General features: G+C 63.8%; 16 protein-coding genes. 13 read left to right on the forward strand and 3 right to left on the reverse strand.

The features are described 5' to 3' along the window. Nucleotides 1-4: 4 nt before the first annotated feature. A complete protein-coding gene (locus Q9R31_RS10450) occupies nt 5-1,366 on the reverse strand; it encodes an MFS transporter (RefSeq protein WP_311262661.1) in 1,362 nt (453 codons plus the stop codon). 179 nt (nt 1,367-1,545) lie between these two features. On the opposite strand from Q9R31_RS10450, the gene Q9R31_RS10455 reads away from it, so the two are divergent. Then, entirely contained in the window at nt 1,546-2,280 is a 735-nt protein-coding gene (locus Q9R31_RS10455) for a GntR family transcriptional regulator (RefSeq protein WP_311262662.1), read from the forward strand. 119 nt (nt 2,281-2,399) lie between these two features. Here the strand turns inward: Q9R31_RS10455 and Q9R31_RS10460 are convergent, their stop codons facing one another. After that, nucleotides 2,400-3,275, reverse strand: a complete 876-nt coding sequence (locus tag Q9R31_RS10460; protein ID WP_311262663.1) for a LysR family transcriptional regulator — start codon at nt 3,273-3,275, stop codon at nt 2,400-2,402. A 222-nt stretch (nt 3,276-3,497) separates the two neighbouring features. On the opposite strand from Q9R31_RS10460, the gene Q9R31_RS10465 reads away from it, so the two are divergent. The 9 genes from Q9R31_RS10465 (at nt 3,498) to Q9R31_RS10505 (ending at nt 14,207) form a co-directional block, all read left to right on the forward strand. Beyond that, nucleotides 3,498-4,742, forward strand: a complete 1,245-nt coding sequence (locus Q9R31_RS10465; RefSeq protein WP_311262664.1) for an MFS transporter — start codon at nt 3,498-3,500, stop codon at nt 4,740-4,742. Between the two features lie 40 nt (nt 4,743-4,782). Then, the gene (locus Q9R31_RS10470; protein ID WP_311262665.1) at nt 4,783-6,069 is read left to right on the forward strand and encodes an FAD-dependent oxidoreductase; all 1,287 of its coding nucleotides are present in this window, start codon (nt 4,783-4,785) and stop codon (nt 6,067-6,069) included. Nucleotides 6,070-6,146: 77 nt separating this feature from the next. After that, entirely contained in the window at nt 6,147-7,121 is a 975-nt protein-coding gene (locus Q9R31_RS10475) for an amidohydrolase family protein (RefSeq protein WP_311262666.1), read from the forward strand. A gap of 44 nt (nt 7,122-7,165) precedes the next feature. Then, on the forward strand, nt 7,166-8,008 hold the full coding sequence (gene catA / locus Q9R31_RS10480; RefSeq protein WP_311262667.1) for a catechol 1,2-dioxygenase: 843 nt from the start codon (nt 7,166-7,168) through the stop codon (nt 8,006-8,008). 130 nt (nt 8,009-8,138) lie between these two features. Then, the gene (locus tag Q9R31_RS10485) at nt 8,139-9,239 is read left to right on the forward strand and encodes an enolase C-terminal domain-like protein (protein WP_311262668.1); all 1,101 of its coding nucleotides are present in this window, start codon (nt 8,139-8,141) and stop codon (nt 9,237-9,239) included. A gap of 29 nt (nt 9,240-9,268) precedes the next feature. Then, nucleotides 9,269-9,568, forward strand: a complete 300-nt coding sequence (locus tag Q9R31_RS10490; protein ID WP_311262669.1) for a muconolactone Delta-isomerase family protein — start codon at nt 9,269-9,271, stop codon at nt 9,566-9,568. 209 nt (nt 9,569-9,777) lie between these two features. Next, nucleotides 9,778-11,031, forward strand: coding sequence for an IS256 family transposase (locus Q9R31_RS10495; protein ID WP_041653295.1), 1,254 nt, complete (start codon nt 9,778-9,780; stop codon nt 11,029-11,031). Between the two features lie 346 nt (nt 11,032-11,377). Continuing rightward, the gene (locus Q9R31_RS10500; RefSeq protein WP_311262670.1) at nt 11,378-13,288 is read left to right on the forward strand and encodes an amylosucrase; all 1,911 of its coding nucleotides are present in this window, start codon (nt 11,378-11,380) and stop codon (nt 13,286-13,288) included. Between the two features lie 52 nt (nt 13,289-13,340). Further along, complete coding sequence (locus Q9R31_RS10505) at nt 13,341-14,207, forward strand: prephenate dehydratase (protein ID WP_311262671.1); 867 nt, start codon at nt 13,341-13,343, stop codon at nt 14,205-14,207. Here the strand turns inward: Q9R31_RS10505 and Q9R31_RS10510 are convergent. After that, complete coding sequence (locus tag Q9R31_RS10510; protein WP_311262672.1) at nt 14,183-16,114, reverse strand: FAD-binding monooxygenase; 1,932 nt, start codon at nt 16,112-16,114, stop codon at nt 14,183-14,185. The two genes, Q9R31_RS10505 and Q9R31_RS10510, sit on opposite strands and share 25 nt — an antisense overlap. Before the next feature lie 224 nt (nt 16,115-16,338). Between Q9R31_RS10510 and Q9R31_RS10515 the strand changes: the two genes are divergently transcribed. From Q9R31_RS10515 to hpaE, 3 genes are read left to right on the forward strand one after another with little or no spacing between them, the layout of a single operon-like run. Continuing rightward, nucleotides 16,339-17,817: a fumarylacetoacetate hydrolase family protein gene (locus tag Q9R31_RS10515; RefSeq protein WP_311262673.1), complete on the forward strand. Its 1,479-nt coding sequence runs from the start codon at nt 16,339-16,341 to the stop codon at nt 17,815-17,817. Then, nucleotides 17,810-18,484: a GntR family transcriptional regulator gene (locus tag Q9R31_RS10520; RefSeq protein WP_311262674.1), complete on the forward strand. Its 675-nt coding sequence runs from the start codon at nt 17,810-17,812 to the stop codon at nt 18,482-18,484. Before Q9R31_RS10515 ends, Q9R31_RS10520 begins: the two co-directional genes overlap by 8 nt. 45 nt (nt 18,485-18,529) lie before the next feature. Beyond that, nucleotides 18,530-20,068, forward strand: coding sequence for a 5-carboxymethyl-2-hydroxymuconate semialdehyde dehydrogenase (hpaE, locus tag Q9R31_RS10525; RefSeq protein WP_311262675.1), 1,539 nt, complete (start codon nt 18,530-18,532; stop codon nt 20,066-20,068). Nucleotides 20,069-20,089 lie beyond the last annotated feature (21 nt).

The following is a 20,089-nucleotide window of genomic DNA, read 5'->3' on the forward strand; positions in this document are numbered from 1 at the left end:
GTGGCTATTTTTCCGCCGGTGCTCCGGCTGCTTTCCGGCGGCCAAACAGCATGAGTGCGACCACGACAAGCGCGGCGAGGCCATTGGTGGCGACCATTACCGTGATCGACACGGCGGAACTTCCGGTCGCATCCTGGATCCACCCGAAGGCCAGCGGGCTGAAGAAACCAGCAGCGTTACCCAGCGAGTTGATAAGTGCGATGCCGCTGGCGGCGCCGACGCCGGCGAGGAAGGATGTGGGGAGGTTCCAGAAGAGAGGTTTCGATGTCTGGATCGCCATGGTGGCGATGATGACAGCAAGGAAAGCCAACATTGGTACTGAGCCCAGCAGGAGGGCAGTTGCCGCGAACGCGAGCGTCGAAACCGCCAAGGCGATGATGAGCGGCGGTGACGGGCGGCGGGTTGAGACCGTCTTTCCCACCACGTACATGCAGACCGCGGCGGCCAGGAACGGGATGGCGCTCAGCCAGCCGATGGTCGTTGCATCGAAGCCGGGCCCGACACCCTTAATCACCGACGGCAGCCAGTAGATCAGCGGGTAAGAGCCGCACTGCAGCAGGAAGTAAACGGCAGCCAGGACCAGGACCCTCTTGTTTTTAAGTGCAGCCCAGTGGCCCTTAGGGGCAGTCTGGCTGCGGGTGGCGTCCTCGGCCGCAATCGTTGATGCAATCCACGTCCGCTGCCGGTCAGTCAGCCATTTGGCCTTCGCCGGCGAATCCGAGACCGTAAAGAGGAAGACGATGCCGAGCACGACGGCGGGTATGCCGCCCACGAGGAAGATCCACCGCCAGGCATCGAGGCCCAGCAGACCGCCGAAGGTATCAAGGATCCAGCCGTTCAGCGGTCCGCCAACCAAGCCGGCGATCGGGATGGCCATCATGACCGTCGCCACCACCTTGGCGCGTTCCCGGTTGGGGTACCAGTACGTCAGATAGAGGATGATGCCGGGGAAGAAGCCCGCCTCGGCGACACCAAGGAGGAAGCGCAGAACGATTACCGACTCCGAGTTCCAGGCGCCTGCCATCAAAGCACCCACGATGCCCCAGGAGATCATGATGCGGGCCAGCCATTTACGGGCACCGAATCGGACCATGAAGATGTTGCTGGGTACCTCGGCGAGGATATAGCCAAGAAAGAAGATGCCGGCGGCCAGGCCGTAGGTGGCGGCGTCCATGTTGAAGTCGTCTTCGAAGCCGAACTTCGCGAATGAGATGTTAACGCGGTCGATGTAGCTGATGAAATAGCCGATGATGAGCAGTGGGACGAGTCGCCACGTCACCTTCCGCATGGTCTGCTTCTTCTCCGCCTCGGTCAGTTCGCTGGTATCCAACGGAACCGGCTGGGCGGGGTTGCCAGCTTTGTGCATGTTCCCTCTGTTTCGTCTGGCCGCCGATGGCGGTCACTCCATTGTGATCGCGACAACAGTAACATGCTACATGTGACACGTGAAAGGGTGATCGCTGCGAAGTGGAGAGCGCGGCCAGCTCTGCCCCTTTTCTCACAGGGCTTCAGGGCGGGCTCTTCCGCTGGGATAAGGTAAATTTCATGGCACGACATGATCTTTCGTTCGAACCCTTGGGAGAGCCCGAAACCTCCCTCACGGGCAAGGTCATGAACAGAGTGCGAGCCGCGGTCATGTCAGGCGAGATGAAGCCGGGCGAGTTGTATTCCGTGTACCAATTGGCGGAGTCTTTCGACATCTCCCGCTCCCCAGTCCGTGACGCTATGCTGCGCCTGGAGGAGGCCGGCCTGGTTCGGTTTGAACGCAATAAGGGGTTTCGGATCGTTCAGCCCCGCCCGGAAGACGTCGCAGAAATATTCGCCGTCCGACTGGCACTGGAGGTCCCCTCCGCACGCCGCGCAGCCCTGAACGCGTCAGAACAACTCGTCCTGGCGCTCCGCCAGGAAATGACACAGATGCTAGACGCCACGACCGCAGACAACGAGACGCGGTTCTTCATGCACGATCAGCGCTTCCACGACCTCATCATCCAAGCCTCCGGAAACCACAGAATTCGGGAAATAATCAACCGGCTGCGAGCGTCAACGCGGATACTTGGCGCGTCAACAGCAGGCGTTGACCGCACCCTCGTGGACATCGCACACGAGCACGATCCAGTCATCGACGCCATCACCCGGGGCGACGGAGAGGCGGCAGCGGCCGCTATGCACGCCCACCTCTCCCACACCGGACGGCTCCTCGTGCAGCAGAACGTCAAGAAACTGGGCCTTGACCTCGACGGCAACGAAGTGTGGGAACGCATCACCGCCGCCTACTAAGCCCTGCTCTTGGGCAACTTCGCGCGGTGGTCGAAGTATGCCCAGACCAGGCATTGCGGAAAATGCGTTTCGGGCTAAGACGCGTCCCAGAAACTCTTTTAAGGCTGATGTCCCAAGTACTACTGGAATGTCTCCAGGATGATGTCGGCGACGTTTTCGACGATTCCGCGCGTGACGGGTTGGCGAACCAGCCACGTCTCAAGGGCCATGGCTGGATCTACGAGCTGCTTCCAGTGCCAGTCGGGTAGGAGTCGCCGGGCGCTTGCTTCGGTCAGCATTACCGCGACCGACGACGTGGAGTCAGCGCAGGCGCGGGCATGTTCGTTGAAGGTTGCAATCCGCCAGGCTGGAGCCACACCGAGCTCATGGGAGGTTGCCAACAGCCGGTCATGTCCGAGGGGGAATTGCTCCCTGGAATGAATCAGCACTCGTTGATCATGAACATCGGCCAGTCGGCAGTCCGTCTCGCCGCCGATCGCCGGCAGTCCGGGGCGGCAGGCAAGCCCGAAGAATTCTTTCCTGACGCGCCCGCCGACAAGGTCCTGTGAGGGTTCCTGATGCACGAGGCCAATATCGAGTCGTCCTTCCCGGACCATTCTTAGCTGGCTTGTGGTGTCCCCGTCTGTCAGCTCCAGCTCAGCCAGGGGTGCTTGTGCGCCTACTGCCACGAGAAGTCGGTCCACCCATTCGAAAGGTAGACCCGGCGCCAACCCAAGAGCGACAGGTTGCCTTACTGGCCCGGCTTGGCGCGCTACGTCCCGAGCGGACCCGGCCAATGCCAGCATTGTCAAAGCATGCTTATGGAGGGCCACGCCGGCCGGAGTCGGGAAGGTGCCCTTGGGCAGACGCTCAAACAGCGGCGTACCGCACTCGTGTTCCAAAAGGCGGATCTGGCGCGTCAAGGCAGGCTGAGAGATTAGCAGCTGTTCTGCAGCCCTGGAAATTGACCTTTGGCTAAAAACCGCCACGAAGTAGCGCAGTTGCCGAAGTTCCATGTTGCGTCCTTTCGCAGAGCAAGACTCTTGCCTGGCCATAACTTCAGGGTATGCCCCCTCCCGGAAAAGGGTATTGGATACCTGCAATCAAGGGCTTCTATATTGTGATGTGTGACATAGACCCGTCCCGTTAGTTATGGGAACGGATCTCAGACTCACAGTAGGGACCGCTGCAGCCCGCCCCCTTTCCCATCTGTCAATTGCCTGAAAGAAAGAAAGTCAATGACGACTTCGCAACCTGCGATCCGCCAGTCCCCCTACCGTTGGGTGGTCCTGACCTTGGCCTGGGCTGCCTTCACCATGACTTCCGTAGACCGCGCCACCTGGGGACCCGCCGCCGGTTCTGTTGGTGAAGACCTCGGCGTTGCCGTGGCTGGGCTGGGACTCTTCGCCACCACGTATTACATCGGCTACGTCCTCTCCAACCTGTTCGGCGGCTTCCTTGCCGACTGGCTCGGCGGCCGGCTCATTGTCGGGCTGAGCATTCTGCTGTCCGGTTCCTTCATGCTCGCCTTCGGCGAGTCGACCTCCCAGGAGATGGGCCTGGTCTTCCAGGCCTGCATCGGCCTGTGTGCAGGTGCAGAATTTGGCGGAGGCATCCGGCTGATCTCCAACTGGTTCCGCCCTGAAAAGCGCGGAGCTGCCATGGGAATCTTTATGACAGCAACCTCTCTTGGCCTCGTTATCGCCAACGCCGTCGTTCCTTCCCTGATCCAGCAGGCAAGCTGGCGGGCCTCCTACCACCTGTTCGGTTTCATCTCCATCGGCCTCGGCATTATCTGCCTGATCCTTCTGCGCGGCGGCAAAGAGCAGCAAAGTGGCCCGCAAGAGAAGACCCGGCCGCAGATCAAGCCCCTCCTGCGCAACAGAAACCTCATCCTGCTCGGCCTGGCAGGCTTCGGCGCCCTCTGGGGCACCTACGGGTTCGTCACCTGGTCAAATCTGCTCATGACCAAAGGCGTCGGCGTCGACCCCGTGCAGGCCGGCATCGTCGTGGTCATTTTCGGTACAACCGCAATATTCTCCAAGCCCCTCATCGGATTCCTGTCCGACGCCATCAAAATGACCCGCCGAACCCTCACCATCTGCATTCTGCTGACCTTCTCGGCAACTCTTGTTCTTTTCAGCACGGCAACGGACGGCGTGCAGTTCCTCTGGATCGCACCGCTGCTTGGCATCGCCGCCTACGTCTACAGCCCCATCATGCTCGCCATGATCCCCACCCTCGCCGGCGAAAAACTCGCCGGATCCGCAGCAGGCGGAGTCAACGCCTTCTGGCAGTTGGGCAGCACCGTGGTCCCAACCGTCATCGGCATGGTGTTCGGCGCGACGTCCTCCTTCCAGCTCGCATTCCTCGCCTTGGCAGCAGGCCCGCTGCTCGCAGTGATCCCGATGCTGGCGATCCGCCCTGTAAAGCCCGCCAGCAGCCAGAACGTCCCTGTGGCAGCGGCCGAGCCCGCCCAGTAACTTCCCCCGAACCTTCAGCTCCACTTTGAAAGGCAAGACTTTGGATAAGCATTACGACGTCATCATCGCCGGCGGAGGATCGGCAGGAGTAGCGGCAGCCGTCGGCGCCAGCCGGGCCGGCGCCCGCACACTCCTGCTGGAGAAAGGACCCTGCCTCGGCGGAGCCGCGACCCTGCGCAACGTGGTGACGTACGCCGGGATCTTTACCCAGGAAGACCAGCGACAGGTCGTCTTCGGCGTCATGGAAGACGTGTACGCGAGGCTGCGTGAAATAGGCGCCGTCAGCGAACCACGCAAGTACAACGCCGTCACGGTCGTCTTCGAACCCGAAGACGTCAAATTCGTCCTCGACGAACTGTGCGCCGAATCCGGTGTGCACGTGCGGCTTCACACCCTCATTGTGGGCGCGGAAGCGGATGCCGCCGGAACCATCACCGCCGTCCGCGTCGCAGACCACGAAGGCATCCACCAATTCACGGCCGGTGCATTCGTGGACGCCACCGGAGACGCTGACCTGGCCCACCACAGCGGTGCAGAGGTCCGTTACGGCCGTGACGGAAAGGTACAGAACGGCACCCTGGGAGTCCGCTTCGGAGGGATCCCGCTCGAGGTTGACGCCGGACGGGCCGCACTGAAGAAGGCGGTCACCGCCAGCAAAACCGCGGGCGTGCCGAACCTGCTCGCCGAAACCGGACTCGTGGCCCGCCTCCCAGTCTCCGGAGACATCATCACCTACCTCGTGGACGAGGGCTACGACGCACGCAGCGCCATGGACACCAGCCGGGCCGAAGCCCACGCCCGTCTCCAGGCACAGGCCTACCTCCAGGCGCTCAAGACCGTCCCCGGCTGCGAGAACGCCTATATCGTCTCCACCGGACCCGAACTGGGCACCCGGGAGTCCCGGCATGTGGTCGCGCCCCTGCGCCTCACAGAAGAAGACGTGCTTCTCCCGAAACCCCGTCACGACGCTGTCGCCATCGGGGCATGGCCCATGGAGTACCACCCGGGCCCCGGCGTCCCCTCGATCTGGAAATTCATCGCCGACCCCGGCTACTTCGGCATTCCCCTGGACTGCCTTAGGAGCGTAAACCGGACCAACCTCTTCGCCGCCGGCCGGCTTCTTGACGGGGACCAGGCCGCCGGGTCATCACTCAGGGTCATGGGCACCGCCTTCGCCACCGGCCACGCCTCGGGCATCGCCGCCGCCCAGACCGCACTCGGCAGGACCTGCGACACCTACTCCGTTCAGACGGAACTGCAACGCCAGGACGCACGGCTCCCGATCCCCGTCACCACTGCGGCTCGCCCCGAAGTCGCTGCCTCCTAGTCCATACCAACCCACATTCCCCGGGGTGGCCGATGCCACCGACCCTGCTTCACCTATTCTCAAAGGAAAGTACTTTTATGGTTGCCAAGATCGCCCTTGAAGAGCACTTCGGTGCTACCGACCCCAACATCGTGGAGCAGTCCGCGGAGCACTTCACCGCCGACGCCTGGCCCGCACGCCGGGACATGCTGCTGGACATCCACGATGACCGGCTTCGCCTGATGGACCAGTGCGGGATCGAAAAGTCCGTGCTGTCACTGCTCTCACCCGGCATCCAGTCGCTGCACAATCCCGAGCAGGCCGTGGACTGGTCGAAGCGACTGAACGATTACGCCGCCAAACAGGTTTCAAACAATCCGGACCGTTTCGCTTCCTTCGCGGCACTGCCGATGCAGGACCCCGACGCCGCGGTCGCGGAGCTGCGCCGCGCCGTGACTGACCTGGGCCTTGTCGGGGCCTTGGTGAATGGCTATTCGCAGATCGGCACTGAGGACACGGTGGTGTACCTGGACGACGCGCGGTACGCCGAGTTCTGGGCCACGGTGGAGGAACTCGATGTGCCCCTCTACCTTCACCCCCGCGACCCGCTGGCTTCGCGCAGTCCGCAGTACGACGGACACCCGTGGCTATATGGGTCCGCCTGGGCATTCTCCGTCGAAACCGCCACCCACGCGCTGCGACTGATGGGCAGCGGACTGTTCGACAGGCACCCCGGAATCCAGATCATCCTCGGCCACCTGGGCGAACTGCTGCCCTTCAACATCTGGCGCACCGACCACAGGATCGCCGTGGCTCCCCGCGGCATCTCCATCGAAAAAACCTTTGGACATTACCTGCGCAACAACTTCCACCTCACGACAAGCGGAAACTTCCGCACCCCTGCCCTGCTTAACACCATTCAGGAGATCGGGGCAGACCGGCTGCTCTTCTCCTCGGACTACCCGTTCGAGCGGATGGATGAGGCTGCAACCTGGTTCGACAACCTCGAACTCAACGAAAACGATCTGACCAAGATCGCGCGGACCAACGCCGCCAAGCTCCTGAAGCTTTAGCGAACCCAAGACCCCAACCGCCTGAAGTATTAGGAGCAACAGACATGAGTGCACAAGCAACCGCTGCCTCCTCCGGCGCCAACGCAACGCAACGATTCCGTGAGAAGAAGCAGACCGGTGCAGCCACGAGCCAGGAGCGTGTGGCCCTGCTCGCCGGTCGGCTGATCAAAGCCACGAACGACATCGTGCTGGAAGAAAGGGTCACGTACGACGAGTACAACGCACTCAAAGCGTGGCTGATCCAGGTCGGCGAGGACGGTGAATGGCCGCTGTTTCTGGACGTCTGGGTTGAGCATTCCGTCGAGGAAGTGGCGACCAGCCACCGCAAGGGCAACAAGGGATCCATCGAGGGGCCCTACTACGTCCCGAACTCTCCGGAACACAAAAGCCCCGCAACCATCGACATGCGCCCTGGTGAGAAGGGCACCCCGATGCTCTTTCAGGGCCAGGTCCGCAGCACAGACGGCCGCCCGCTGCCGTTTGCGAAGATTGAGCTGTGGCACGCTGACGAGGACGGTTTCTACTCCCAGTTCGCACCGAACATCCCTGAGTGGAACCTGCGCGGTACCTTCATCACCGATGACGAGGGAAACTTCCAGATCAACACGATCCAGCCGGCCCCGTACCAGATCCCAACCGACGGGGCCTGCGGTCGCCTCATCACCGCAGCGGGCTGGCACGCCTGGCGTCCGGCCCACCTGCACCTGAAAGTTTCCGCTCCGGGATCCGAGCTTCTGACCACGCAGCTCTACTTCCCTGGGGACCCGCATAACGATGACGACATCGCCACCGCGACCAAACCGGAGTTGATGCTCGACATCCAGCCCGGCCCCGACGGGCAGGGAGTGCAGACTACTTACAACTTCGTCCTGGACCCCGAGGCCTGATCACCACAAGTGATGAGCTAACGCGACTGCCGCTGCGGGATCCTTCCCCAGGATCCCGCAGCGGTTCTCCATCAATACCGCTCCCAGGCCAGCCCCTCTCACCCCGGTCTGAAGCCGGAAGGACCGCCCCGTGAAAATTGAACGAATCGAAGCGATCCCCTACGCGATCCCTTACACGCACCCCCTGAAGTTCGCCAGTGGTGAGGTCAGCACCGCCGACCATGTCCTCGTCCGCGTCCACACCGACGACGGAATAGTGGGAGTCGCTGATGCTCCTCCCCGCCCATATACCTACGGCGAGACCCAAGAATCCATTACGGCAATCATCGACAACGTGTTCGCCCCCCAGCTGGTTGGCATGGAGGTGATGGACCGGGAACAAATCCACGCCGTGCTGGGCCGAACCGTCAACAATCACGTCGCCAAGGGATCCGTTGACATCGCAGTCTGGGACGCAATCGGCAAGACTCTCGAAACACCGGTCCACAAGCTGCTCGGCGGCTACACCGACCGCATGCGGGTCAGCCACATGCTCGGCTTCCGCCCCGCGGAAGAACTGCTCGATGAGGCCCTGCGCTTCGGCGAGATCTACGGCATCACCACCTTCAAACTCAAGGTAGGGCGCAGGCCGCTCTCCCTCGACATCGAAGCGTGCCGCGTGCTGCGCGAAGGGCTGGGCGAAGACGTCGAAATCTACCTCGACGCCAACCGCGGCTGGACGGCCAACGAGGCCCTCGAAGTCCTCCGCCGCACCGAAGGCCTGGGCCTGACGCTGCTCGAGGAACCATGCGATGCCAACGAAGTCATGGGCCGTCAACGTCTCGTGGACAAGTCACCGATACCAGTAGTAGGCGACGAATCAGTACCCACCGCCGGTGACGTCGCCCGGGAACTGCTCTCCGGCAGCTGCAACGCCATCTGCATCAAAACCGCCCGCTCCGGATTCACCGAAGCCACCCAAATCCTGGGACTTTGCACCGGACTAGGGGTCGACGTGACGATGGGCAACCAGATCGACACCCAAATCGGCTCCCTCGCCACCGTCACCTTTGGAGCCGCTCACGAAGCATCCAGCCGCCGGGCAGGGGAATTGTCCAACTTCCTGGACATGGCAGATGACCTCCTGGCCGACCCGCTCCAAATCCTGGACGGAACCATCACCGTACGTAACGTGCCCGGCGTAGGTGCGGAAATAGACGAGGACAAGCTCGCCGCATACCGCGTGCGCTAGCCCACCTCAAAGCAAACCGAAAGAGAAAAATGCTGTTCCTAGCCCGCATGGATGTCCAAGTCCCGCCTCACCTCAACCCACAAGACATCGAACGCCTTCAGCGGCTGGAAAAGGAATACTCGCAGGCCATCCAGCAAGATGGGCGACTTACAGCTATCTGGCGGGTAGTTGGCGAATACGCAAACTACTCCGTGTTCGACGTCGACACCAACGACGAACTGCACCGGACTCTCAGCGACTTCCCGATGTACCCCTACCTGAAAATCAAAGTCACACCATTGGCCACCCACCCCAACTCAATTGGCAAAGACGCACCAACCAAGTCCTAGCCGGGTGGAGTGTCTCCTAACCCACGCGACCCCAACGCTAGGGACGGAGGACAAAACAGACGCCCCAAGACACGACCCTGATTACCTCCCGGTCGTTGGTGCCTCTAGTTGTGGGCGACCGGGGACTGTCTGAATAACGGTGTGTGGAGTCCGGCCTGATCCGAAAGGAGACGGCCGTGTCAGAGTCCACGTCCGAGATGGCAGGGGTGATGATCGATCCTGTGACGGGAGAGATCATCGATCAGAAGGAGCTTGCGGAGCGGTTGCTCGCGCAGGCCAAGGAACAGGGCGTGAGCCTGGTAGGCCCGGGCGGGCTGCTGAACCAACTCACGAGAAATGTGCTGGAGACCGCTCTGGAAGCCGAGCTGACAGAGCACCTCGGCCACGAGCACGGCCAGACACCGATCGCAGCCAACATGCGCAACGGCACCAGGTCAAAGACCGTGTTGACCGAGATCGGTCCGGTCGAGATTGAGGTGCCCCGGGATCGGGACGGGTCGTTCGAACCGGTGATCGTGCCCAAGCGGAAACGGCGTCTGGACGGGATCGACCAGATCGTGCTCTCCCTCTCTGCCCGGGGGCTGACGACCGGGGAAATCGCCGCCCACTTCGAGGAGGTCTACGGGGCCAGAGTCTCTAAAGACACCATCAGCCGCATCACGGAGAAAGTCGCCGGAGAACTGGCCGAATGGTCGGCCCGGCCTTTGGATCCGATCTATCCGGTGCTGTTCGTTGATGCGGTCGTGGTCAAGGTCCGTGACGGGCAGGTGCGCAACACCCCGTTCTACGTCGTTATGGGCGTCACCACCAATGGGGAGCGGGAGATCCTGGGCATCTGGGCCGGCGACGGTGGCGAGGGTGCCCGGTTCTGGCTGCAGGTCTTCTCGGAGCTGAAGAACCGGGGCGTGGAAGATGTGCTGATCGCCGTCTGCGACGGGCTCAAAGGCCTGCCGGAGGCGATCACGACCACGTGGGAGCGGACGGTGGTGCAGCAGTGCATCGTGCACCTGATCCGCAACAGCTTCCGCTACGCCGGACGCCAGCACCGCGACGGCATCGTCAAGGCGCTCAAGCCGGTCTACACGGCCCCGTCCGAGCAGGCGGCGAAGGACCGGTTCGCCGAATTCACTGCCGAGTGGGGCCAGCGGTATCCGGCCATCGTACGGCTCTGGGAATCCTCCTGGGCCGAATTCGTGCCCTTCCTGGAGTACGACGTGGAGATCCGACGGGTCATCTGCACGACGAACGCGATCGAGTCGATCAACGCACGCTACCGAAGGGCGGTGAGGGCCCGCGGGCACTTTCCGAACGAGACCGCTGCCCTGAAATGCCTATACCTGGTCACCAGATCTCTTGATCCAACCGGCGGTGGCCGTGCACGCTGGGTGATGAGGTGGAAGCCTGCGCTAAACGCGTTCGCTATTACCTTCGCTGGCCGGTTCGAAAGAACCACTCAACAATGAAAACCGGCCGGACTCGACACACCGTTTATCGGACAGTCCCGGCGACGGCGAGGTGACCACTAACTGGGGCTTGTCTATTCGGATGTCAGCTGAGGTACACCCCAACCTGACGTCAGAAGCGGTGGTCAATTCCGTCAGGATAGGGTCCAATTTCGGATCCGCCGACACCCAACTCGAAGAGGCTTAGAGTCCAATCTGACAGACCCGGAGTTGAGCGACGCTGAATCCGGACTAGGAAGGCGCGCAAGTCACGCCGCCGTAGGACGCCCCAGCATGTGACGTGGAATACTTCCCTAGGGGCGCGCGGCCGGGAAGGCCGGCGGAAGTGGGGAAAGGGCCGGTCAAAATGCAGGAAACCGTCAACGAGGACCAGGAAGCACGACGGCAGGTACTTTCCGCAGTAGCCCGGGAACGGGAGCTCACCCTGGGCCCGGATCCGGACTTTGACCGGCGGCTTGATGAGCATTTCCCCACACTCCGCAGCCTGTTCCACTCGCTCTACGGCGCCCGGCAGGACTGGCTGGAGCAGCTGTCCGCCCTGGTGGTCCAGTGCGCCCGGTCGTGGCAGGAGCGCTCCGCGGAGCTGACGTCGATGGACGCCGAGCGCGAGGAGACGCCGGACTGGTTCCAGTCCAACGGCATGCTGGGCGGCGTCTGCTACGTGGACCGCTACGCCGAAAGCCTGGAAGGAGTGCGCAGCCGCATTCCCTACTTCAAGGAACTGGGCCTCACCTACCTGCACTTGATGCCGCTGTTTCTGGCGCCCGAACCCCACTCGGACGGGGGCTACGCCGTCTCCAGCTACCGCCAGGTCAACCCGAAACTGGGCACCATGGAGCAGCTCCGGGATCTCGCCGCGGAACTGAAGGCCAACGGGATCAGCCTGGTGGTGGACTTCATCTTCAACCACACCTCGGACGAGCACGAGTGGGCCCGCAAAGCAGCCGCGGGCGACCCGGAGTACAGCGATTACTTCTGGATCTTCCCGGACCGCACCATGCCGGACGCCTTCGAGGCGAACGTCCGCGAAATTTTCCCGGAGAACCACTCTGGGTCCTTCATCCAGATGGCGGACGGCCGCTGGGTGTGGGCCACCTTCCACACCTACCAGTGGGACCTGAACTACTCGAATCCCGAGGTTTTCCGGGCTATGGCGGCCGAGATGCTGTTCCTGGCCAATCAGGGCGTGGACATCCTCCGCATGGATGCGGTGGCCTTCATCTGGAAGCAGCTGGGCACGCCCTGCGAGAACCTCCCCCAGGCGCACACGCTGCTCCGGGCCTTCAACACCGTCTGCCGGCTGGCGGCACCATCGCTGCTGTTCAAGTCCGAGGCCATCGTGCACCCGGACGAGGTGGCGCTGTACATCGACCCCGCCGAATGCCAGCTGTCCTACAACCCCCTGCAGATGGCCCTGATCTGGGAATCCCTGGCCACCCGGGACGTATCCCTCCTTGCCCAGGCCCTGGAGCGCCGGCACAACATCCCCGACGGCACGGCCTGGGTGAACTATGTCCGCAGCCATGACGACATCGGCTGGACCTTCGCCGATGAAGACGCCGCCGAACTCGGCATCAACGGCTTCGACCACCGCCGCTTCCTGAACTCCTTCTACGTCAACCGGTTCCCGGGCAGCTTCGCCCGCGGTGTCCCCTTCCAGGACAACCCCAAGACGGGTGACTGCCGGATTTCAGGCACGACGGCGTCCCTGTGCGGCATGGAGGTCGAGCCGGCTGAGGCGGTGGAACGGATCCTCCTGGCCCATTCGGTGCCGTTCAGCACCGGCGGCATCCCGCTGCTGTACCTGGGCGACGAAGTGGGCCAGGTCAACGACTACTCCTACGCGTCCGAGCCGGGCCACGAGGAGGACAGCCGCTGGGTGCACCGGCCGCACTTCCCCGCCGAACAGTACGCCCGCCGCGACGATCCCACCACCCCGGAAGGCGCGGTCTACGCCGGCCTGAAGCGGATGATCGAGGTCCGCGCCGGAACCCCGGAATTTGCCGGGACCACGCTGGTCGGTTTCCGCACCAACAACCGCTCGGTGCTCGCCTACCAGCGCCCGGGCGACTCGAGTGAAAGCACTGTCCTTGTGCTCGCCAACTTCGGCGACTCAACCCAGGCCCTGCCCGCGGAAACCTTTGGTGGCTTCACTGCCGCCGCCGTCGACCTTCTCTCCGAAGCCACCCTGCAGCTGGACGACGGCGTCACCCTCCTCCCCCGGCAGTACCTCTGGCTGCGCGTCACCCCCGCGTAGCATCGCGGGACCGTTTTCCCAACGGGCCCGCAAGCGTGAAACCATACGGATCATGGCCTCCAAGATTGCGTACCAGGGTGAGCCCGGCGCCAACTCCAATATCGCGTGTCAGCAGATGTTCCCGGACATGGAAAGCGTCCCGTGCGCCAGCTTCGAGGACGCCTTCGAACTCGTGGCCAGCGGCGAAGCGGATCTCGGCATGATCCCCATCGAGAACTCAATCGCCGGCCGGGTGGCGGACATCCACATCCTGCTGCCCCAGTCCAACCTGCAGATCGTGGGCGAGTACTTCCTGCCCATCCATTTCGACCTGCTCGGCATCCCGGGGAGCACTATCGAGGGCGCCACCGAGGTGCACAGCCACATCCACGCCCTGGGCCAGTGCCGCAAGCTGATCCGCGAGCACGGCCTGAAGCCCGTCATCGCCGGTGACACAGCCGGCTCCGCGCGGGAAGTGGCCGAGTGGAATGACCCCCGCAAGCTCTCCCTGGCTCCCCCGCTGGCCGCGCAGATCTATGGCCTCGACGTCCTGGCCTCAAGGGTTGAGGACGACCCCTCCAACACCACCCGCTTTGTGGTCCTGGCCCGCGAAACGGCACTGCCGGCTCGGGATGAACTTCCCGGCCCGGCAGTCACCAGCTTTGTGTTCCGTGTCCGGAACGTCCCGTCCGCTCTGTACAAGGCACTGGGCGGCTTCGCCACCAACGGGGTGAACATGACCCGGCTGGAAAGCTACATGGTGGGCAACGAGTTCGCCGCCACCATGTTCATGGCCGACGTCGAAGGCCACCCCGAGGACCTGCCGCTGAAGCTGGCGCTCGAGGAACTGGACTTCTTCACCACCGAGGTGCGGATCCTCGGCGTGTACCCCGCGGCCGATTACAGAACGGCCGACTACCGGGAGGCAGCCACCGCCTGACGCGGCTGCACGGGCGCCGCCTTGGTAAGCGGCTTGAGCAGCGGCCCGAAGAACGCGGCGAGCTCCGCGGTTCCGGTCAGCGGCAGGACGTTGGCCACGTACTGGTCCGGCCGGACCACCACCACGGCGCCCGCACGGTCGATGCCGCGCAGGTCGAAGATGTCCGCGGCAGGATCCGTTGCGTACACCTTCTCGTAGTCCGTGAGCTTGAACGGGCCCACCTGCGGCTTGAACACGGCAGGGACGGCACCGATGTCGACGGCGGTGTGCGGCTGCTGGTAGATGACCTTCAGGTCGAACCACGCATCCAGGTCGGCGCCGGCAGGGGTGGCGGCAAGCGGAGATTCGGGTGACCGGGCGAACCACTCGGCGAGCTTGTCCGTGGTGGAATCTGTGCCGGGCAGGGCGGCATCGGCGAAGACGTAGATCCGCCAGCGGCCGTCAGCTGTGGCGTGGTGGCCCAGGTGGATGGGGTTGGTGTCCCCCACGCGCACCACGGGTGCCGACTTGAAGCGTTTGCCCACGGGGAAGCCGCTGGCAACGCCCTGGTGATCCGCCGATCCGATAATCAGGGACGGCGCGTACTGGGTCATGAAACCTGCTGGGAACTCGGCGGTGCGGACGTAGAAGTCCTCGAGGTCGGACGGGTGCTCGAACTCCTCAGGCTTCTTCGCCATCATGGTGGACCACTCCTTGTCGAAGTCGATCAGGTTCTTGGCCACCACCTGCCGCTCCTCTGAGTAGGTGGACAGCAGGCTCTCCGGGCTCCGGCCCTCCAGCACATGCCCCAGCTTCCAGGCGATATTGAAGCCGTCCTGCATGGAGACATTCATGCCCTGGCCGGCCTTGGCACTGTGGGTGTGGCAGGCGTCGCCAGCGATGAACACCCGCGGGGTCCGCGTGCCGCGCTCCTCCGGCAGGACGTCGTCGAACCGATCAGTGAGCCGGTGCCCCACCTCGTACACGCTGTTCCACGCCACGTTGCGGACATCCAGGGTGTAGGGGTGCAGGATTTCGTTGGCCTTGGTGATGATCTGCTCGATGCTGGTGTTCCGCACGGCGTGGTGCGTGGCAGGATCCACCTCGCCCAGGTCCACGTACATGCGGAACAAGTGGCCGCCTTCGCGGGGAATCAGCAGGATGCTGCCCTTTTCGGCCTGGATGGCGCACTTGGTGCGGATGTCGGGGAAGTCGGTGACGGCCAGGACGTCCATGACGCCCCAGGCGTGATTGGCCTGGTCCCCCGCCAGCGTGCAGCCGATCGCCGTGCGCACCTTGCTCCGCGCGCCGTCGGCCCCCACCACATACTTCGCGCGGACAATCCGCTCCTGGCCCTCGTTGGGTCCGGCGGTGTCGAGCAGCGTCACGGTAACGGGGTAGTCGCCCTCTGTGGCGACGGTGAGGCCCTGGAAGTCATAGCCGTAGTCGGGCTTCAGCCGGGTTGGCGAGTTAGCGGCGAACTCGGCAAAGTAATCCAGCACGCGCGCCTGGTTGACGATCAGGTGCGGGAACTCGCTGATCCCCGTCTCGTCATCCACGGCGCGGGCGGCGCGGGCAATGTTGGCGTGGTTTGCGGGGTCCGGCTTCCAGAACGCCATCTCGGTGATGCGGTAGGCCTCGGCGATGATCCGCTCTGCGAACCCGAAGGCCTGGAAGGTTTCGACGCTGCGCGCCTGGATCCCGTCAGCCTGCCCGATGGTGAGGCGGCCGGGCCGGCGGTCAATGATCCGGGTGGTGACATTCGGGAACATGGACAGCTGGGCGGCGGCGAGCATTCCCGCCGGACCGGTGCCGACGATGAGAACGTCCACTTCCTCCGGAAGCTCCTCGGGGCGGTTCAGGCCGACGCCGGCCGCCGGCTGGACGCGCGGGTCACCGGATACATATCCGTGGTGGTGGAACTGCACGGGCTTTCCTCACTTCTTTGTGGATGGCTCACCATGTTCTATATCAGAACAACTGATTCGATAATTGAAAACTCAAAACTTGATTTCCACTGTACGCCGGATGTGACGCGGGCGACAAGTGGCCTAAGTTGTGACTGGAAACCGACGGAAAACCGGGTGTTGACGGGAGCGGCAAATCTGGGGATAGTGATCGTATACGATTTCGTACTTGATGAGGAGACGCTTTGGAGCAGGTCAACGGGGACACCCTGGCAGCAGCACGCAAGGTGGTCGCAGTGCACATCAACTACCCCAGCCGTGCCGCCCAGCGCGGCCGCACTCCGGCCCAGCCGTCCTACTTCCTCAAGCCTTCCAGCTCACTTGCGCTTAGCGGAAGCCCCGTGGAACGCCCGGCCGGCTGCGAACTGCTCGGCTACGAAGGTGAAATCGCACTGGTCATCGGCAAGGCCGCCCGCCGCGTGGGAATCGAGGACGCCTGGAGCCACGTTGCCGCCGTCACGGCCAGCAACGACCTTGGCGTGTACGACCTCCGCTACGCGGACAAGGGCTCGAACCTCCGGTCCAAGGGCGGGGATGGTTTCACCCCCGTGGGCCCGGCACTGATTCCGGCAGACGCCGTCGACCCTTCGCAGCTCCGGATCCGCACCTGGCACAACGGCGACCTCGTGCAGGACGACACCACGGAAGGCCTGCTCTTCCCGTTCGCGCGGCTGGTGGCGGACCTGTCCCAGCTACTCACCCTCGAGGAGGGGGACATCATCCTCACCGGCACCCCAGCCGGCGCGTCGGTGGCAAAGCCCGGCGACGTCCTGGAAGTCGAGGTCGGCACCCTGGACGGCAGCCTCACCACCGGGCGTCTGGTCACCACCATTGAGCAAGGCACGACGGCGTTCGCCGGGTTTGGTGCCCAGCCCAAGGTGGATGACCTACAGCGGGAGGAAGCCTTTGGTTCCCGCGAGGCCGCCGGGCTGGCACCTGAGTCGGTGGCCGCCGTCGTCCCCGCCCTTTCCCCTGAGCTGAAAGCGAAGCTGGAGAGCGTCGCCACGGCCACCCTGTCATCGCAGCTGCGCAAGCGCGGCCTTAACAACGTCAGCATTGACGGGCTGCAGGCCACGCGCCCGGACCGCCGCGTGGTGGGATTGGCCCGGACCCTGCGCTACGTGCCCAACCGCGAAGACCTTTTCAAGACCCACGGCGGCGGCTTCAACGCCCAAAAGCGCGCCATCGACTCCGTCAACGAGGGCGAAATCCTGGTCATGGAAGCCCGCGGCGAAAAAGGAACCGGGACCGTGGGTGACATCCTGGCCCTGCGCGCCCAGGTCCGCGGCGCCGCAGCCATCATCACCGACGGCGGCGTCCGCGACTACACTGCCGTTGCCGGGCTCGAGATGCCCACCTACTTCGCCAACCCCCACCCCGCCGTGCTGGGCCGCCGCCACATCCCCTGGGACACGGACATCACCATCGCCTGCGGCGGTGCCACCGTCCAGCCCGGCGACATCATCGTGGCCGACTCCGACGGCATCCTGGTGATCCCGCCGGCCATCGCCGAAGAACTCGTGGCGGACTGCATCCAGCAGGAAAAAGAAGAAACCTTCATCTTCGAGATGGTGAAGCAGGGAAACAGCGTGGACGGCCTCTACCCGATGAACGCCGAGTGGCAGGCCCGCTACAAGGAATGGGCAGGCAACACCGATGACTGAAACAGCCGTTACCGGCCTCGCAGCCACACCCGGCAGCAAGTCCCAGCAGGCCTACCAGGCCGTCAAGGCGCGGATCGTGGAGGGCACTTACACTCCCGGTTACCGGCTGGTCCTGGGCGCCATCGCCAAGGACCTGGGATTCAGTGTGGTTCCGGTCCGGGAAGCCATCCGACGGCTGGAGGCCGAAGGCCTGGTGACGTTCGAACGCAACGTCGGCGCCACCGTCGCAGGCATCGACCCCACCGAATACCTCTACACCATGCAGACCCTCAGCATCGTGGAAGGTGCGGCGACTGCCCTTTCCGCTCCCCTGATCGATGCTGCGGCCGTTGCGCGGGCGCGCGCCGTGAACCAGGAGATGCGCGATTGCCTGGAGCACTTCGATCCGGTGCGCTTCACCCAGCTCAACCAGGACTTCCACAGCGTCCTCTTCGAGCACTGCCCCAACCCCCACATCCTGGACCTGGTCCACCGCGGCTGGAACCGGCTCGCAGCGCTCCGGTCCTCCACCTTCCGCTTCGTCCCCGGCCGGGCCCGCGACTCGGTGGAGGAACACGAAAACCTGCTGCACCTCATCGAGACCGGGGCGGATGCAGACGATATCGAGAAAGCTGCCCGCCGGCACCGCACCGCAACGCTGGACGCTTACCTCGCCCACACCAACTAGACCTATAGCCCACTTGTACGCACAGAACCAGTTAGGACTTCAACGATGACGACCTCGGTAGAAACCACCAAGCACTACGTTCCGGACGACCTGCCCGCCCATATCCAACACTTCATTAACGGCCAGTTCGTCGACTCCGTGGGCGGCAAGACCTTCGATGTCCTGGACCCGGTCTCCAACCGGAACTACGCCACCGCCGCAGCCGGGCAGAAAGAGGACATCGACCTCGCCGTGGCCGCCGCCCGCGAAGCATTCGTGAACGGCCCGTGGCCCAGGATGAAGCCCCGCGAACGCGCCCGCGTCCTGAACAAAATCGCCGACGCCGTCGAAGCCCAGGAAGCCCGGCTCGCCGAACTCGAAACGTTCGATACCGGCCTGCCGATCACCCAGGCCAAGGGCCAGGCCCTCCGCGCCGCTGAGAACTTCCGGTTCTTCGCGGACCTGATCGTGGCCCAGTTCGACGACGCCATGAAGGTCCCCGGCTCCCAGATCAACTACGTCAACCGCAAGCCGATCGGCGTCGCGGGCCTGATCACGCCGTGGAACACCCCGTTCATGCTGGAGTCCTGGAAGCTCGCACCGGCCCTGGCCACCGGCAACACCGTGGTCCTCAAACCCGCCGAGTTCACGCCGCTCTCCGCCTCCCTGTGGGCCACCATCTTCAAGGACGCCGGCCTGCCAGACGGCGTGTTCAACCTGGTCAACGGTTTGGGCGAGGAAGCCGGTGATGCGCTGGTCAAGCACCCGGACGTCCCGCTGATCTCCTTCACCGGCGAAACCACCACGGGACAGACGATCTTCCGGAACGCGGCGGCCAACCTCAAGGGCCTGTCCATGGAGCTCGGCGGTAAATCCCCGTGCGTCGTGTTCGCCGACGCCGACCTGGACGCCGCAATCGACTCGGCACTGTTCGGGGTTTTCTCACTCAACGGCGAGCGCTGCACCGCGGGCTCCCGCATCCTCGTGGAACGAGCGATCTACGACGAGTTCTGTGAGAAGTACGCCGCCCGTGCCAGGAACATCGTGGTGGGTGACCCGCACGATCCCAAGACCGAGGTGGGTGCCCTGGTCCACCCTGAGCACTACGACAAGGTCGCTTCCTACGTGGAGCTCGGCAAGTCCGAAGGCCGGCTCCTGGCCGGCGGCGGCCGCCCCGAGCACCTCCCCGAAGGCAACTACATCGCCCCCACCGTGTTCGCCGACGTCGCCCCCGATGCCCGGATCTTCCAGGAGGAAATCTTCGGCCCCGTCGTCGCGATCACCCCGTTCGAGAACGACGACGAGGCGCTGGCCTTGGCGAACAACACCAGGTACGGCCTCGCCGCCTACATCTGGACCCAGAACCTCACCCGCGCCCACAACTTCTCCCAGAACGTCGAAGCCGGCATGGTTTGGCTGAACAGCCACAACGTCCGCGACCTCCGCACCCCGTTCGGCGGCGTCAAAGCCTCAGGCCTGGGCCACGAGGGCGGCTATCGCTCCATCGACTTCTACACGGACCAGCAGGCCGTCCACATCACCCTCGGCTCCGTCCACACGCCGAAGTTCGGGAGCATCGAAGCCTCCGCCGCCAACGAAGGCTAGGCTCCGGCACCCGCCCGGCCT

The sequence above is a fragment of the Pseudarthrobacter sp. BRE9 genome (assembly GCF_031844305.1).
Lineage (GTDB): Bacteria > Actinomycetota > Actinomycetes > Actinomycetales > Micrococcaceae > Arthrobacter.

Bases quoted from the DNA above. Each gene is read 5' to 3' on its own strand.
- Q9R31_RS10450 (WP_311262661.1), bottom strand. From the start codon at position 1,366: ATGCACAAAGCTGGCAACCCCGCCCAGCCGGTTCCGTTGGATACCAGC.
- Q9R31_RS10455 (WP_311262662.1), top strand. From the start codon at position 1,546: ATGGCACGACATGATCTTTCGTTCGAACCCTTGGGAGAGCCCGAAACC.
- Q9R31_RS10460 (WP_311262663.1), bottom strand. From the start codon at position 3,275: ATGGAACTTCGGCAACTGCGCTACTTCGTGGCGGTTTTTAGCCAAAGG.
- Q9R31_RS10465 (WP_311262664.1), top strand. From the start codon at position 3,498: ATGACGACTTCGCAACCTGCGATCCGCCAGTCCCCCTACCGTTGGGTG.
- Q9R31_RS10475 (WP_311262666.1), top strand. From the start codon at position 6,147: ATGGTTGCCAAGATCGCCCTTGAAGAGCACTTCGGTGCTACCGACCCC.
- catA (WP_311262667.1), top strand. From the start codon at position 7,166: ATGAGTGCACAAGCAACCGCTGCCTCCTCCGGCGCCAACGCAACGCAA.
- Q9R31_RS10490 (WP_311262669.1), top strand. From the start codon at position 9,269: ATGCTGTTCCTAGCCCGCATGGATGTCCAAGTCCCGCCTCACCTCAAC.
- Q9R31_RS10495 (WP_041653295.1), top strand. From the start codon at position 9,778: ATGATCGATCCTGTGACGGGAGAGATCATCGATCAGAAGGAGCTTGCG.
- Q9R31_RS10500 (WP_311262670.1), top strand. From the start codon at position 11,378: ATGCAGGAAACCGTCAACGAGGACCAGGAAGCACGACGGCAGGTACTT.
- Q9R31_RS10505 (WP_311262671.1), top strand. From the start codon at position 13,341: ATGGCCTCCAAGATTGCGTACCAGGGTGAGCCCGGCGCCAACTCCAAT.
- Q9R31_RS10520 (WP_311262674.1), top strand. From the start codon at position 17,810: ATGACTGAAACAGCCGTTACCGGCCTCGCAGCCACACCCGGCAGCAAG.
- hpaE (WP_311262675.1), top strand. From the start codon at position 18,530: ATGACGACCTCGGTAGAAACCACCAAGCACTACGTTCCGGACGACCTG.